Annotated in this window: 17 protein-coding genes and 2 pseudogenes; 10 read left to right on the top strand and 9 right to left on the bottom strand. The window is 66.9% G+C overall.

What is annotated here, in order from left to right:
- Positions 1 to 127: 127 nt before the first annotated feature.
- Positions 128 to 856: a hypothetical protein gene (locus AB0J69_RS12665; RefSeq protein WP_364116156.1), complete on the bottom strand. Its 729-nt coding sequence runs from the start codon at positions 854 to 856 to the stop codon at positions 128 to 130.
- A 190-nt stretch (positions 857 to 1046) separates the two neighbouring features.
- On the opposite strand from AB0J69_RS12665, the gene AB0J69_RS12670 reads away from it, so the two are divergent.
- Positions 1047 to 1391 (top strand): hypothetical protein, encoded by a 345-nt coding sequence (locus AB0J69_RS12670; RefSeq protein ID WP_364116159.1) that lies wholly within the window; start codon positions 1047 to 1049, stop codon positions 1389 to 1391.
- Positions 1392 to 1535: 144 nt separating this feature from the next.
- Positions 1536 to 2070, top strand: a pseudogene (locus AB0J69_RS12675) (IS3 family transposase); the annotation flags it as partial.
- A gap of 1 nt (position 2071) precedes the next feature.
- Here AB0J69_RS12675 and AB0J69_RS12680 read toward each other — a convergent pair.
- Both AB0J69_RS12680 and AB0J69_RS12685 read right to left on the bottom strand, forming a co-directional pair.
- Positions 2072 to 2443 carry a hypothetical protein gene (locus tag AB0J69_RS12680; protein WP_364116162.1) on the bottom strand — a complete coding sequence of 124 codons (372 nt, stop codon included), beginning with the start codon at positions 2441 to 2443 and terminating at the stop codon, positions 2072 to 2074.
- A gap of 207 nt (positions 2444 to 2650) precedes the next feature.
- Positions 2651 to 3388, bottom strand: coding sequence for a helix-turn-helix domain-containing protein (locus tag AB0J69_RS12685; RefSeq protein WP_364116165.1), 738 nt, complete (start codon positions 3386 to 3388; stop codon positions 2651 to 2653).
- Positions 3389 to 3652: 264 nt separating this feature from the next.
- Here AB0J69_RS12685 and AB0J69_RS12690 point away from each other — a divergent pair, with 264 nt between their 5' ends.
- The 3 genes from AB0J69_RS12690 (at position 3653) to AB0J69_RS12700 (ending at position 6762) form a co-directional block, all read left to right on the top strand.
- Positions 3653 to 4762 carry a serine hydrolase domain-containing protein gene (locus AB0J69_RS12690; RefSeq protein ID WP_364116168.1) on the top strand — a complete coding sequence of 370 codons (1110 nt, stop codon included), beginning with the start codon at positions 3653 to 3655 and terminating at the stop codon, positions 4760 to 4762.
- Positions 4763 to 4806: 44 nt separating this feature from the next.
- The gene (locus AB0J69_RS12695; protein ID WP_364116171.1) at positions 4807 to 5973 is read left to right on the top strand and encodes a serine hydrolase domain-containing protein; all 1167 of its coding nucleotides are present in this window, start codon (positions 4807 to 4809) and stop codon (positions 5971 to 5973) included.
- Between the two features lie 270 nt (positions 5974 to 6243).
- Entirely contained in the window at positions 6244 to 6762 is a 519-nt protein-coding gene (locus AB0J69_RS12700; protein ID WP_364116174.1) for a DUF4158 domain-containing protein, read from the top strand.
- A gap of 49 nt (positions 6763 to 6811) precedes the next feature.
- Here AB0J69_RS12700 and AB0J69_RS12705 read toward each other — a convergent pair whose 3' ends face one another.
- Entirely contained in the window at positions 6812 to 7396 is a 585-nt protein-coding gene (locus AB0J69_RS12705; RefSeq protein ID WP_364116177.1) for a recombinase family protein, read from the bottom strand.
- 314 nt (positions 7397 to 7710) lie between these two features.
- Here AB0J69_RS12705 and AB0J69_RS12710 point away from each other — a divergent pair, with 314 nt between their 5' ends.
- From AB0J69_RS12710 to AB0J69_RS12720, 3 genes and pseudogenes are all read left to right on the top strand, one after another.
- Positions 7711 to 8877: a serine hydrolase domain-containing protein gene (locus AB0J69_RS12710; protein WP_364116180.1), complete on the top strand. Its 1167-nt coding sequence runs from the start codon at positions 7711 to 7713 to the stop codon at positions 8875 to 8877.
- A gap of 132 nt (positions 8878 to 9009) precedes the next feature.
- Positions 9010 to 9792 carry a MerR family transcriptional regulator gene (locus AB0J69_RS12715; RefSeq protein WP_364116183.1) on the top strand — a complete coding sequence of 261 codons (783 nt, stop codon included), beginning with the start codon at positions 9010 to 9012 and terminating at the stop codon, positions 9790 to 9792.
- A pseudogene (locus AB0J69_RS12720) lies at positions 9789 to 10433 on the top strand (Tn3 family transposase). Before AB0J69_RS12715 ends, AB0J69_RS12720 begins: the two are co-directional and overlap by 4 nt.
- 200 nt (positions 10434 to 10633) lie before the next feature.
- On the opposite strand, the gene AB0J69_RS12725 reads toward AB0J69_RS12720, so the two are convergent.
- From AB0J69_RS12725 to AB0J69_RS12735, 3 genes are all read right to left on the bottom strand, one after another.
- Positions 10634 to 11752: a serine hydrolase domain-containing protein gene (locus AB0J69_RS12725; RefSeq protein ID WP_364116186.1), complete on the bottom strand. Its 1119-nt coding sequence runs from the start codon at positions 11750 to 11752 to the stop codon at positions 10634 to 10636.
- 35 nt (positions 11753 to 11787) lie between these two features.
- On the bottom strand, positions 11788 to 12792 hold the full coding sequence (locus tag AB0J69_RS12730) for a MerR family transcriptional regulator (protein WP_364116189.1): 1005 nt from the start codon (positions 12790 to 12792) through the stop codon (positions 11788 to 11790).
- Between the two features lie 265 nt (positions 12793 to 13057).
- Positions 13058 to 13429, bottom strand: a complete 372-nt coding sequence (locus tag AB0J69_RS12735; protein WP_364116192.1) for a hypothetical protein — start codon at positions 13427 to 13429, stop codon at positions 13058 to 13060.
- Between AB0J69_RS12735 and AB0J69_RS12740 the strand changes: the two genes are divergently transcribed.
- On the top strand, positions 13416 to 13598 hold the full coding sequence (locus AB0J69_RS12740) for a hypothetical protein (protein WP_364116195.1): 183 nt from the start codon (positions 13416 to 13418) through the stop codon (positions 13596 to 13598). The two genes, AB0J69_RS12735 and AB0J69_RS12740, sit on opposite strands and share 14 nt — an antisense overlap.
- 40 nt (positions 13599 to 13638) lie before the next feature.
- Positions 13639 to 13908, top strand: coding sequence for a hypothetical protein (locus tag AB0J69_RS12745; RefSeq protein ID WP_364116198.1), 270 nt, complete (start codon positions 13639 to 13641; stop codon positions 13906 to 13908).
- Positions 13909 to 14098: 190 nt separating this feature from the next.
- Here the strand turns inward: AB0J69_RS12745 and AB0J69_RS12750 are convergent, their stop codons facing one another.
- Together AB0J69_RS12750 and AB0J69_RS12755 are read right to left on the bottom strand one after the other, a co-directional pair.
- Positions 14099 to 14266: a hypothetical protein gene (locus AB0J69_RS12750; RefSeq protein ID WP_364116200.1), complete on the bottom strand. Its 168-nt coding sequence runs from the start codon at positions 14264 to 14266 to the stop codon at positions 14099 to 14101.
- 84 nt (positions 14267 to 14350) lie between these two features.
- The gene (locus AB0J69_RS12755; protein ID WP_364116203.1) at positions 14351 to 14836 is read right to left on the bottom strand and encodes a TrkA family potassium uptake protein; all 486 of its coding nucleotides are present in this window, start codon (positions 14834 to 14836) and stop codon (positions 14351 to 14353) included.
- Between the last annotated feature and the right edge of the window lie 62 nt (positions 14837 to 14898).

Genomic DNA, 14898 nt, shown 5'->3' on the forward strand with positions numbered 1-14898 from the left:
GAGGAAGGGTTGAAGGCAGTGCCAGGTTCGGGCCGAAGATCGTCGAGGAGGTTCAGCGGAGGGTGCGCGAGGCTCTCCTGATCTTCAGGTAAGCCCTGACTGGACGGTTTGGAGCCCCGGTTGGACGTCAGTCCGCCGCGGCTGACTTGTGTTCGCTGCGAAGTTCCGGCGGCAGCGCGAGCCGCACGTGCCTTTCCCAATGCCCCGGGCCCACTGTGAGACCTGAGTGACGCCTCCAGCCAGCCGTCTGACGCCCGAGGGCACGCAGCACACGTGGGTCGTCTGGGACCGCTACGTCGTCGTAGCCGGGCGCACACTCCGGTCGGCGGCAGTAGCACTGCCAAACAGGTGTCGCCGGCGGTACGGAGAACGGCTCCCTTGGCGGCCAGAAGCGGATCCGCACCTCTGCGTCGATGGGGCTGCCTGGCTCAAGGGGATAGATCTTGACATGGCACGGGATTCCCGCCGCGACGTCATAGACCTCATGCGGGCCAAGCCAGTCCCGTGCTGTCTTTATGGCAATCGTGTAGTCGCGGGAGAGTGTCACGATGCCCCACAGGTACCGACGTCCCGATTTGGTCGAGATGTAGGTCTCGATCTCGCCGAAGAACTGCGGCGCAAGTTCCTCATGGCGGCGTTCGCGTTCCTCCTCCCGCCGCTCCACCTCCACCTTCGCAATGGCCGCCGCCTCCCTGGCAGACCTCTTGGCCGCGATAGCCGCTGTTGCGGAGAAGTAGAGCGCGACGGCCGCGATGGCTGCCGCCGCGACCGCAGCCCATGCCTCTAAGTTCACAATCACCACGGTACGTCGCCGGTTGGACGTTAGTCCGCCGAGGCCCATCGACTCGACGAGCATGGTCCCGCCGGGCCCTCGAAGGTGTCATCACGAGAGCAATCACTCCGTTCGTAAGCGCGGGCGGGCAGTGGTTGCTTCGTTTCGGGAAGCGATAGGGACGGTCCTCGGGCGCCATGGGTAAGCGCAGCTATCCGAGGGCCGTTTCCCTTGTGGTGTGCGGGCGTGACGGCACGCGCAGCGGCTCGGCATCGTGGTCGACCAGTTCGACGACCGCCTCTACCCGCAGCGGCTCGGCGACGACGCCGACGAGCAGACCCGCCGCGCATGGGAACACAGCATCTCGGGCGCCGCCGAGCGACTGCGCCGGGTCGGCTTTATCGGCCTCGGCCAGGAGCGAGGGCACGTCCTGCACGAAATCATCCGCGTCGTCTGGGTCGCGGCCGAACGCCGCTCGACGTCGTCGTCTTGCGGCATGCCCGCGGCCATCTCCCGCACCCAGGCGATCAGACCGCGCAGCCCCGCCGGTTGCGGAGACGCCGCTGCCGGCCACGACTCGGGCAGGGGCTTCCACAGCAACCGCACCAACATGCCGTAAATGCGCGTGGACTTTCCTGCCTGGAAATCTGCCGGGTTGGTCTGGGGGCGGTCCAGTTCCCTGCTGGGTGATATGAGCTTGTCGAGATCACTGCAGGCGGCTGCACGGCACACCACCGCAGCGGGCGACTTCCGCGGCATCCCCGACCTGGTCAGCCGCGACTTCACCGCCACCCGGCCGGGCACCAAGCTGGTCGGCGACATCACCTACATCCGCACCTGGGAGGGCTTCCTCTACCTGGCCACCGTGATCGACTGCCACAGCAAGGCGGTCCTGGGCTGGGCGATGGCCGATCACTATCGCACCGAGCTAATCAAGGATGCGGTCCGGATGGCCGCCGGCACCGGCCTGCTGCAGCCCGGCACCGTGTTCCACACCGACCGCGGCTCGAACTACACCAGCGACGAGTTCGGCCGCTTCCTGACCGGCCTGGGCATCCGCCGCTCGGTCGGCCGCACCGGGGTCTGCTACGACAAACGCGATGGCCGAGTCGTTCTTCAGCGTGCTCAAGAACGAATGGCTGCACCGCTTCGTCTTCACCACCCGAGCCATGGCAAGACGGCAGGTCATCCGCTACATCGAAGGGTTCTACAACCACCGGCGCCTGCACTCCGCGCTCGGCTACCGGCCACCCCTGGAAGTACTCAACGAGTCCCTTTCAACCCAAACAGCCGCATAGGCTACGCCCATAAGACGGCTGTCCGGAATCTCCGTGGCTCCTCACCCGGTGCCGACCTGGAGTGCACGAGCAGCATGGCAGCGCGCTCGCCGGCCGCCGGTTGGCAGGTGTAGCCGAAGCCAGCGGCCATCAGGATCTCGGCGAGGGTGCCGAGCATGACCGTCTCGATGCGGCGGCGAAACAGCAGATAGCCGGTAGCCCAGGTGGTCGGGCTGGTGGGCGTCGTCCTCGTACGCCAGCGAACAGTTCGTCGGCCCTCGTAACTGACCTCCACCTTGTCCCCGTGCCCGGTCAGCTGGTAGCCGGAGCGATCCCGACTGCTTTCCGGTTCGCCCTCCTCATATAGACCGTCCAGTCCCGCCGCGTCCAGCACGCACCACACGTTGGTGGCCGGGTCCTTGCTGTCGAGGTGGGGGCCCTCGCCCCGGTGTGATGCGTCCAGTCACCGCTATCGAACGGTTCAGGCACCGGTCGCCAGTGCCCGGCGTACACGGGGCGGCCAGATCGACAGGTCCCGGCGGGGGCACACGGCGGTAACAGCGTTTGAAGACCACGTATAGGGCTCAAGCAGGCGAGGGCCTCACGCGTCAGGCTTCCCGCACTCGCTTGTCTGCGGGGTGGCGTAGACCTCGCGCCAGTGCTCGGCCGAGCGGGCCAGGTCGTCGCCGACGCGGGTGAGGAACTGGCTCATGTTATCCAGCCGGACGCCGGCGGGGGTGGTCGGGCCGAGGGTACGGGCGCTTTGCCGGGCGGCGTCGGCCAGCAGGGAGTTGACGTGGGCAGCGGCCAGCATGGCCTGATACCACACGGCGTCGTCGATGACGTAACGTTCGGCCCGCCGCCGGGGATCACGTTCGCGCCGGATGAGCCGCTGCTCTTCGAGATAGCCGATGGCCTTGGAGATGGAAGCTGGGCTGACCCGCAGGCGCTTGACCAGTTCGGCGGAGGAGAGGCTGCCGCTGTCCGTGGTGTACAGGGCCGCCAGCACCTTGGCCATCATCTGCGGCAGGCCTGTCTGGACCAGGAGCTCGGTGAGTTGCTCGGCCGCCTCCCGCACCGTGTCCGGGTTGCGCCCGTCGGTGTCGCCGCTAGCCGCCGATGCGAGGGAGGCGGTCGCGCGGCTGCGCACGCGCCGGTCGGCCCCCCGGTGGGCCTGATCGGCCCGGTAGGCGCCGGCACCGCCGTTGCGCATCACCTCACGGGTGACGGTGGAAGTCGGGCGCTGCAGGCGGCGGGCGATCTCGGCGTAGGTAAGGCCGTCGGCCAGCCCAGCGGCGATCTGCCGGCGATCCTGGTGGGTCAGCCTGTCTCCGGGCATCGGTGTTCCGCCTCCTGCTCGCTCCGCCGTCGAGAGACAGTGTGCGCTTCGCCCGTAACACAATGCAACTCGATCCGATCTAATGTTGCATTAAGCCGCAATGCCGCGCAACGATTTCATGCTTTTGAAGTGCGAAAGTTTCGTTGCTTCACGAAACTGTGATTGACGATTGTCGGAATGCAACATAGGTTTTGCGGTGTCGCGAAGATCGACAGGCAGGGCGCGGGGCGCCCGCTGCCACCCCACATGTCAAGGAGAACTTTCATGACGACGCAGACCTCGACCAGCCTGAACGTGGCGAACGAGACCGACCTCCATAACTTGCTGCAGCGCGCGGTGATCGGGGACGGCTACCCCGGTGTGATCCTCGGTGTCGGTGACGGCACTCAGCAGTGGTTCGCCGCCGAGGGCGTGGCCGACACCGCCACCGGCATCACGCGTACCGCCGATGAGCAGTTCCGCGTCGGCAGCATCACCAAGACCTTCACCGCAACTTTGGTGCTGCAGCTGGCCGCCGAACACAAGCTGAGCCTGGACGACACCGTCGAGCAGTGGCTGCCCGGCCTGGTCCAGGGCAACGGCCACGACGGCAGCAAGATCACCATCAGGCAACTGCTCAACCACACCAGCGGCATCTTCGCCTACACCCTCGACGCCGGCATGCTGGAGCGCTACTGGAGCCCCAAACTGCTGGAGCACCGCTTCGACAACCCCACTCCCGAGGACCTGGTGAAGATCGCCGTGTCGAACCCGGCCGACTTCGAGCCGGGCCAGGACTGGGGCTACTCCAACACCAACTTCGTCCTCGCCGCCATGATCGTCGAAAAGGCGGACGGTGTCTCCTTCGCCGAGGCCATCGACCGCCGCATCGCCCGCCCGCTCAACCTGTCCGGCACCTACGCCCCCGGCACCGAGACAGGCTTCCGCGGCCCCCACAGCAGCGCCTACTCCCGGCTCATGCTTCCCGACGCCGACGCCCCCGTGCATGACGTCACCGAGCAGAGCCCGGCCTGGGCCTTCGGCGTCGGCGAGCTCGTCTCCACCGCCGCAGACCTCAACCTCTTCCTCGCCGCCCTGCTCAAGGGCTGGCTGCTGCCCGCAGCCCAGATGGAGGAGATGTTCACCATGACGCCGGTCCCGGACGGCAAGTGGCTCGACGGCTACAGCTACGGCCTGGGCATCTCCTCGGTCACCCTGCCCAGCGGCATTACCGTCTACGGACACGGCGGCATGATCACCGGCACCTGGTCCTACCTGTACGGCACCCGCGACGGCGACCTGGTCACCGTCCAGAACGTCAACGGCGACTGGGGCATGCCACCCGTGGGCCTGTTCATCGACATCCTCCACGCGGCCTTCCGCCCCGCCGCCTGAGCTGCGCTCCCTTAACAAATCCTTTCGATCAGCAGGAGATCCTGATGCCCGCTTTGATGACTTTGCGCACGCTTGTCACCGCGGTGACGTTGGCCGGAGCCTCCGCCGTGGCGGTCGCCCCCGCGAGCGCCGGGACCCGTTCGGCGGTCCAGGCCGTGCTGGATGAGACGGTGGCCGCCGGGATTCCTGGCATGGTCGCCGAGGTGCGCGACCGCGGCAGGCGGACGTTTGCCGCGGCGGGAGTGGCCGACACCGCCACCGGCCACCGGCGCGCGCCGGCCGAACGCTTCCGCGTCGGCAGCATCACCAAGGCGTTCACCGCCACGTTGGTGCTGCAACTGGCGGCTGAGCGCAAGCTGAGCCTGGACGATACGGTGGAGCAGTGGCTGCCCGGCCTGGTCACGGGCAACGGCAACGACGGCAGCAAGATCACTATCCGGCAGCTGCTCAACCAGACCAGCGGGCTGTACAACATGTACCTGGACGAGAAGATGCTCTACAAGTACTCCGGGCCCGGCTTCCTCGAACACCGCTTCGACAAGGTCAATCCGGAAGAGTTGATCGCGGTCGCGATGGCCTACCCGCCCTACTTCGAGCCCGGCACCGCCTTCCGCTACTCCAACGCCAACTACGACCTCGCGGGAATGATCATCGAGAAGGCGACCGGCACCACCTACGCCGAGCAGCTCGCCCGGCGGATCGCCCGCCCGCTCGGCCTGTCCGGGACGTACCTGCCGGGCAAGGAGACCAGGATCCGCGGACCGCACCCGCGGCACTACTCCAAGCTGTGGTCAGCCGACCCCGACGCCAAAACGTACGATGTCACCGAGCAGAACGCCTCCTACGCCTGGGTGGCCGGCGGCGTCGTGTCCACCACCGGGGACCTCAGCCGCTTCCTGGCCGCACTGCACGACGGCACCCTGCTGCCACCGGCGCAGCAGAAGGAGATGTGGAACACCACCATCTCGACCGAGGGGTCTGGCTGGATCCCCGGCACCCGGTACGGCATGGGCACCTGGCAACAGCAGCTGTCTTGCGGCAAAACCGTCTGGGGCATGGGCGGCGCCATCAACGGTTCCTACACCTACGCCATGGGCAGCCGCGACGGCAAGCACACCATCGTCACCAACATCAACGGCGACTGGAACAACCCGATCGCCGCCCTCACCAAGGCGGTCGAGGCCAAGTTCTGCCCGCCCCCATCCCGCTGACACCACACAGCACCGAACCACACCCCGGCCGTAGACATCGGCCGGGGCCGGACTCGGGGGTCAGAGAAATTTGGAACGGAATCCGGCGTTAACGGGGTTCCCACTGGTCAGCGAGCCCCTGTCGTCTCCCAGCTTGCAGGGGAGGGTGGCCCCGGATTCCGGTGGATTTCACAGCGCGACTTTGATCTACGTTGTGTGACGGCAGGTAGCGTTTGGTAATGGTTGCGTTGCTCTGATGACGTTCTGTCTGCTGAGTCATACGTTGCGTACATGCCTGTCGACTTCCTGAGCGACTCAGAAGCGGCGAAGTACGGCCGTTACGACGGTCCGCCCTCCCGGGCCGAGATGGAGAAGATCTTCTTCCTCGACAACGAGAACCTGGCCCTCATCAAGGGGCATCGCGGCCGGCAGATCCGGTGCGGCTTCGCCCTACAGCTCGTGACCGTGCGCTACCTGGGATGCTTCCTGGCCGATCCGCTGGAGGTGCCGAACGAGGTCCTGGACGTCGTCGCCGCCCAGCTGGGGATCGAGGATCCCTCCTGCGTGAAGCGTTACACCGAGCGGGACAAGACGCGGCTGGAACACACCTGGGAGATCGCCAAGGCGTTCGGGCTGAAGGACTTCGCCTCGGCCGAGACCGAGCTGGCGGGCAAGGTGCGAGCGCATGCCTGGAACACCGGCGACGGGCCGACCGCGTGCTTCCAGTACGCGGTGCGCTGGCTGCGCCAGAACGACGTGCTGCTGCCCGGGATCGGGGTTGAGGAACCCAGGAACAGCCGTTGGCGCTGAGAATGATCTTGCGCGAAGTGTGACGTCCAGCCTTCGGCCTGTGATCGCTCTACCTGGAGATTTCTGGCCTGTGGATGATGCGGTGGGTGGTGGAGCGCCCGACGCTGTACTCGGTGGCCAGGTCCGCCAGGGACACCTCGCCTTCGGCGTATCGGCGGCGGATGGAGCGTCGGGCGGGTTCGGGCAGTTTGGGTTGCTTGCCCTTGAGTTTGCCGTTCTTCTTGGCCAGGGCCATGCCTTCGCGGGTGCGCAGGTGCCCGAGGTTGGCCTCGAACTCGGCGACCATGGCGAGGGTCTGCAGGAACAGCCGGCCGAACGGGTCGTTCCAGTCGTAGACGGATGCGCCCAGGCCGAACAGGACGCCGCGGCCGGACAGGTCAGTGAGGATCTGGTTGGCCTCGGCCATGTTGCGGGCGAACCGGTCGAACTTGGTCACGGTGAAGACGGTGCCGTCCCAGACGGCGGCGAGGGCCTGGTCGAGGCCGTTCCGGTTGCGGCGGGTGGTGCCGGAGAAGCCGCGGTCGATGTAGATCCGGTCGGCGGGGACGCCAAGGGCCAGGAGCTGCTCGGTCTGGATGATGACGTCTTGTTCGTCGGTGGAGCAGCGGGCGTAGCCGACGCGGGTTCCGTTCACGCGCTCGAGTGTTCCGGATAGGGGGCCTTGACCGGAACGGTTCTCGGAACACCTATACGGAACACCCTGACCTGGGGCGCTGTCTCGGCTGGCGGGTGTTCCGGTGGGGGATCGTCTTACGGAACACCACCGGACCTCCCGCGCGAGATGCGACTGCCACCCGGCGGGGGACGGCGTATTGCTCCCAATGCTGTCTCCAACCCCCATGCGGCTGTGAGCTAGATCACGGTTGAGGTTGACCTTGGGTCAGGGTGGAAGCTCGGCGCAGCGGCGAGAGGCCGACCCGGGACATACAACCTTGAAGGGCAACCACCATGACGATCAACCTTTCCGATCAGGACAAGAACACCCTGCCGATCGCCGGACAGGATCGCCCGGAGCTGCGCAAGGCGATCGAGGAGATCGTCGAGTCCGGTTTCGTCGGGGTGTCGCTGCGGGTCAACGATGAGCGGGGCGCGTGGGCCGGCAGCGCCGGGGTGGCCGAGCTGGGCGGGACCGCCAAGCCGCCGGTCAACGGGCATGCCCGGATCGGCAGCAACACCAAGACCTTCACCGCGACCCTGGTGCTGCAGCTGGTGGCCGAGGGCAAGATCGAGCTGGACACCCCGGCGGCCGACTACCTGCCCGAGTTCGGGCTGGACCGGCGGATCATGGTGCGGATGCTGTTGCAGCACACCAGCGGGCTGTTCAACTTCACCGGCGAGGTCTACGACGACGGGTCGATCGTGCACGGTATCCCCGTGCCCTACGGCACCACGGGCAAGGAGTGGGTGGACAACCGGTTCCACACCTACCGGCCCGAGGAGCTAGTACGACTGGCGCTGTCCAAGCCGGCCCGGTTCGAGCCGGGGACGGGCTGGAGCTATTCCAATACCAACTACGTGCTGGCCCGGCTGCTGATCGAGAAGGTCACTGGCCGCTCGCTGGCCGAGGAGATGCAGCAACGGATCCTGGGGCCGCTCGGGCTGTCGGGCACGGTGGTGCCGGACGCCTCGCCGGAGATCCCTGAGCCACACACCCACATCTACTACCGCTACGAGGATGCCGGCCGGCACAAGACGATCGACATCACCCGCCACAACCCCTCCTGGGTCTCCACCGGCGGTGACATGATCTCGACCAGCCAGGACCTCCACACGTTCATCACTGCGCTGATAGGCGGCAAGCTCCTGCCGACCCCACTGCTGGCCGAGATGTGCACCCCGCGCGCCACGGGCATCCCGAACTTCGAGTACGGGCTGGGAGTGATCGTCCAGAAAACGGATTGCCGCGGCACCGTCATCACCCACAACGGCGGCACGGTCGGCTCCACGACGCTGATGTACATCACACCCGACGGCAGCAAAACCATGACCGCCGTACTGAACTGGGTGGCCGACGCCGACATGTCCATAGCGACAACGGTCCAGAATGCCCAGCAAAGGCTCGTCAACGAGGTGTTCTGCGGCGAGCAGGCCGATCCGGCTCAGCCGGCGGGCTGAACACCTGTGACCCGTACGCCTTCAGAGGCGACCCCTTCCGGTCGTGCATCAGGGAGAACGTGAATGGGGGGCCACCTGCTCGGCTGGGGTCTGACTTGTCGCCGAGCTCGACCACAAGACAGGATTTAGCCGATGAACGGAGTCACGATCGGGCAGGCGGCGGCATTCGTCGGCGTCACCGTCAAGACGGTGCGGCACTACCACAAGCTCGGCCTGGTGAAGGAGCCAGAACGCGACAGCTCCGGCTACCGCAGGTACGGATCGGCCGAGCTGTTGCGGCTGGTGCAGGTCCGAACGCTGGCCGCCGCCGGAGTGCCGCTGGCCGAGATCGGGCCCCTGCTCGACGCCGACGCCGCCCAGTTCGCCGCCGCGCTCGCCGACGTCAAGCGGCAGCTCACCGAACGGATCGAGGAGCTGATCGCGCGCCGTGACATGCTGCACCGGCTCGCAGACGGAGACCGGGCCCTGCTGCCCGACCGCGCCGTGGCGCTGCTGCAGCGGCTGTCCGGCCTCGGCCTCCCCTCGGACGAGGTGGCGGCCACCAGGGAGGGCTGGGTACTGGCCAGGGCCCTGGTCCCCGAGGGCTTCGACGACTTCCTCACCCATGTCGAGCACGCCCTCGACGACCCCCGCTTCGTCGCGTTGAGCAAGCAGGCAACCGAAGCCACGGCATGGGAGCCGAACGACCCGCGTCTGGCCGAACTCGCCACTGCCATTGCCGAGCACTTCCTCGCCAACCCCGCACACCTGAAGATCGTGACCGGCCTGCAAGCCCGCACCGACACCGCGGCCCGGTACCACCTGATCGCCCACTACGGCGAAGAGCACGGATCGGCCGCGGCCCGGGGGGTCGCGCTCGTCGAGGCCAAGCTCCGCGCTGCGGGCATCCACATCCCCAGACCAGAAACCCACTGACCGCGCCGGTCCCCGGGCCGAAGGACTGGGGACCGGCGCACTACGGGGCGCTGAACGCGCTGGCGCGCGGGCGGCTGGATCTGAGCAAGGTCACCCGGTGGTGGCCGGATATCCTGCGTCTGGTCGGCTCCATCTACACCAGCGCCGTCAACCCCTACGATGTGGTACGGATGCTGCAACGCGACGGCCGGCCGACCGCGATGGGTGAAGCGATCAACACCTACGGCCGGATTTTAAGAGTCTGCATGTGCTGGCGCTGATCGATGACGAGGGCATGCGGCGCGGCATCAAGGGCATCCGCCCTTCAGGAAGGCCGCCACGATCTGGCGCAGAAAGTCTTCCAGGGTCGCAAAAGCCAGGTGTTCCAGCGGTACTACGAGGGAATGGAGGACCAATTAGGAGCTCTGGGCATTGTTTTGAACTGCCTGGTGCTGTGGAACACGGTCTACATTGACGACGCTTTGCGCCAGCTGCGGGCGCAGGGCTATCCGGTGCTGGATGACGATGTGGCCCGGCTCAGTCCCCTTATCAGGCGGCACATCAATGTGCACGGCCGCTATTCCTTTCAACGTCCGCAACTGGGCGGCGGGCGGCGGGCCTTGCGTGATCCTGACGCCGACGACGCCGACGACGAGGATTGATAGCGATGCCCCGCACCGGACCCCGGTGCCCTTCCTCCTCAATTCCCGGGGACTGGAGGGCCGGTCCGCGAGGTGGGCGTCCGTGAAACCAAGGACGCGCCCGGTGCAGCCGCTTGTGGCGGCGCCATACCAGGGGCTGTACGGCTGGCAAGGGCATCGACCGGGACGGCGTGACGCGCCAGCCGTACGGCACCGATCCCTCACCCCGTGCGCGGGCCGTCAGCGCTGCACATGAGGTGGTCCATCGCGTCATTGACCAGCTTCTCGATCGGAAGGGCGTGCTCGTTTGGTGCCCAGAACGTCGTGAACAGCACCATGCCGCGGCGGCCGTCCTCGGTGAAGCCGCTGTGGGCGGTGTGGCCGGGGGTGTTTCCGGCGTGGCCCCAGTACGGGCCGCAGGGAGACCGGAACCGAGCGATTCCCAGGCCGTAGGACGCGCCGGGGAAGACGGGGTCCCATTCGGGAGCGGGGACGGTCTCCTTCATCGCAGCGAGCTGAGCGGGCGCGAGGAGCTCCCCCCCGAGCAACGCCTGCCAGAACCGCATGAGGTCGGCCGCCGTCGTGACGAGATCACCCGCGGCGTCCGCCGGGGTCACGTTCCACTCGGTCGTCTCCACCGGCTCGGTACTGTCGGGGAAGTCGGTGTAGCCCTTCGGGTGCGGCTCCGGAAGCCGGGGATCATCCCCTGGGACGAAGGTGTGATCGAGTCCCAGGGGACGGATGATCCGATCCGTCACCAGTTGTGATCGCTCGGCTCCGGTGACCTTTTTGATGATCATTCCAAGGAGGACGTAGTTGGTGTTGGAGTAGCTCCAGCGCTGGTCGCCTGGTGCCGGCACCCAATGGGGCTCGTGCCGCATGGCGATGGCTACGAGTTCCTCCGGAGTGTAGGAGTCGAACCGATGCTCCAGGAAGTCCTTCGCCGACCAGATCGGCACGTCGTACATGTATTCGGGCAGCCCGCTCGTCTGCTGGAGCAGCCGCCTGATGGTGATCTTGGTGCCGTCGTTGCCGTTGCCACAGACCACCCCCGGAAGCCAGTCCTCAACCAGGTCATCGAGCGAGAGCAGGCCCTCGCCCACGAGCTGGAGTACCGCGGTGGCGGTGAACGTCTTGCTCGTGCTGCCCATCCGGAAGTAGCTGTCGTAGGCGATCGGCCGCTTGGAGTTGAGCTCGGCCACGCCGTACCGGACGGTCAGCAGTTCCCGCCCGGTGTGCGCAGCGGCGAGCAGCCCGGGGACGCCCTTGTCGTGGATGGCCCGCAGGTCGGACTCCAGCACCGATCGGTCGTAGGTCTTCGATGTCGCTGAGTTCGTCATGGATCCGATGCTCGAACCCTGACGTAGGGTCAATGTCAAGGGTGTTTCGCGGATCGAGCGGCCATCAGCCTCCGCAGCCGCGCCCAGGATGGCGAGGATCCGAATGCGTTGGAGTTCATCAGGGCGGCCAGGCCCTCCGGTGCCTCATCTCCCCGCGGGTTGCGACCGTCCCAGACCATGATCGCTTCGGCCAGTCCCGGGAGCCGCGGATCGTCGGCCGGCCAGTCCCACGCCTGGTCCATTGCCAGGTAGAGCCGGACGAGCTCGGGATCCTCCAAGGCAGCGTTCTTGGTGGCCGCCCACTCCAGCACCTGGTCGGGCGCCAGCGCGGTAATCATGATCCAGGAGTCACGCTCGATGCCGTTCATCCGCTCGCTCACCCCGAGTGCCCGCTGTCGGTCGAGGAGCGCGATCACCTGCGGCGGCAGGAACAGCCGATCGCCGGCGACCAGCTCGGCCAGCCGGGCGCGATGGTCCTCCAGCTCGGCAACCTTGGCCGCCATCTGCCGGTCGATCTCCGCGATCGCGGCGGCGAACTCGTCCTGGCTGGCGGCGAGCAATTGTTCGACCCGCGCGAGCGGCACGCCCGCGGCCACCAGCGTCTTGATCCGGATCAAATCGACCACGGCTCGCGGGCCGTAGCGGCGGTAACCCGAGGCATCGCGTTCGGGCTCGGGTAGCAGGCCACGCTGGTGGTAATGCCGGATGGCACGGATGGTCATGCCCACCCGTGCGGCCAGCTGCCCGATGGTAAGCAATCCAGCCCCTCCCAGCACACGCGCTCTGGTTCGAGACCTCAGCCTAGCGTTTTGTACGGCTGGCGCCGGATGGTGGTGCGGCGGGTAGTTGTACCGTGACGCGGAGCCCGCCGGCGGGGGTGATAATGGTCGTTGATCCTCGCCATGGCCGCCTACGGCGCCGTCCAGCCGCGCGCCGCTCTTCCAGACGATCATCCGCAACTCCGAACGGATCGCCCGGGACTCCCGGAAGGGCAAGCTTGCCCACAGGCAGACGCCGCATCGCTGGCGTTCGGTGGCCATGGTCCGACCGCTCCAACCGCGACCTCACCCAGCTCGGCCTCACCGCATGACCATGGCAACACAGGGTTCGTGTTTCATAAGTGGACGTTATCTTGAGCTCCTGATTGTCACGAGGCCGCTGACCTGGGCGGCCTCGTTGGAGACGGTGTCCGCAACGAGGCCGCAGGCGGTCTGGAGAGCGCCGGTCAGCAGGGGCCGATCGTTACCGAAGAGCGGCTCGCGGGAGCCGGGGCGGGAGCGGACTGGCCCAGCTCGCGTGCATCGGTCAGTCGAAGGCGGCCGAGCGCTTCGGCGAGTTGTCGGCGGAGCCTGGAGTTCTCCTCGGCGAGCTGGCGGTTGCGGCTGTTGGCGGCTTCGAGGCGGCGTTGCAGGGACGCCTCGCTGCTGCGTTGACGCGCTGGCACGGACGGCTCTGTGGCGAGTCGGGCTGTGGTGCGGAGCCTGTCGATCCCGGCGCGGATGTCGGGCTGGTGTAGAGCCAGGAGCGGGAGACCGAAGCCTGCTGGGCGACGGTCTGGAAGGTGACCGGGGCGCCGGTGCGGTCGAGCTCGCGCAGCGCCTGGATGGCCTTGGAGCGGGTGAGTTCGTGCCGCTGTCTGGCTGCGATGATCAGATGGTGGGTGTTGTCAGCCGGCATCGGACACCTCGTTTGCGGCGGGCCCGCCATCCTCCTGCAGGGCATCGATGATGCGGTCGAGGTTGTCCAGGACCTGCTGGTTCATCTCCACCATGCGCTGGTGGCCACGGGCGTCAGCGGCGGAGATGATCTGCAGGACCTGGCGGCGCTGCTGGTGGTGCTGGGGTAGGAATTCCCTGGAGGAGCACCGTCACGGGTTCGCCGCCGCCATGGCCGCCCTGCATGCCGAGTTCAACGCCTACCTCGACAGGGACGGAGCCGACCCGACCGCCGACTCCGTCGGCTACCGGCAGGGCACCATCTGGCTCACCCCGAGCGAGCTCGCCGAGATGATCGGCGAACTGCGCGACGTCCTAGCCTCCAGAGCGGGCAACAGACCCGCGCCCGACCGCAGCCCTCACCTTCTGAGCATGATCCTCTTTCCAGCGGAGGAATCACCGCGGCACAGGAACGGCCCGCAGGCCGACGACCACCCCTAAGTCCGTGCACGGCTTCTCGTAAACGAGCGCGATTCCGACAGAAGATCACCAAGGGCATCGCCGCCGACGGCAACGTCACCTGGCGGTCGCAGCCCCCGCACCTGCCGTCGCCTGCCACCCGCCACTGAGCCGGGGGCCGCCCTATGCTAGAGACCCCCGGCAGAGCGGCACCCGCCGGCGGCGGTTTCACTCAGCCTTTGATGAAGCGGCGGGTCACGTACCGGCGCACCGGTGGCAGTGCGACCAGGCGCAGCGGCAACTGGGTCAGCCACAGCAGCAGCGGGTTGGCGGGGGCGTAGACGCCTTTGACCCGGCGACCGAGTTTCTGCTTCTTGTCCACCTCCGGCCGTAGCGCCATCTCCCAGACGGCCAGGGCGGCGCCAAAGTCGCAATTCTGACGGATTCGGCTCTTATTCATACACGTTCTTGATGCGGGGCGGCCTCATGGCGCCGGACCACCGGAAATGAGCAATCCAGCCAGCATTTTCCCCATGTCCTGTTGTGGCAGCACCACGCGGTGGGCACCCATCCGTTCGAGGATTAGCGCGTGGCGGTAGGTCATCGCCCTCGCCCAGATCTTCTGGACGTCGAGCTCGGCGAGCAGGGAGGTGGTCAGGACACTGGCAGCGACGTCCTGACCGATGGCCACCACCGCCTGCTCGACCTCGCCGATCCCAAGTCGCCGCAACGTCTCCAGATCCGTCGCATCCGCCACCGCAATCCGATGGAGGCGATCGGTCAATGAGCGTACGGTCTCGGAGTCGCGGTCGATTCCCAGAACGTTCTCACCGCTTGAGGCAAGACTCAGCGCCACCGCACTACCGAAGCGCCCCAGCCCGAGCACCGCGACAGAATTCGTCTGCGTCAAGATGTTCACTTTCTTCCACAGGCCGGACGCGGAATCTTTCACACTGTCCGTTTCCAGCATGACGTGGCTGAGGCAGAGTGGCCTGTCAAGAATGCATCAGGGCGCGTGGTTTTCCGGGATGC

This window comes from Nonomuraea sp. NPDC049709 (genome assembly GCF_040674815.1).
Taxonomy (GTDB): domain Bacteria; phylum Actinomycetota; class Actinomycetes; order Streptosporangiales; family Streptosporangiaceae; genus Nonomuraea.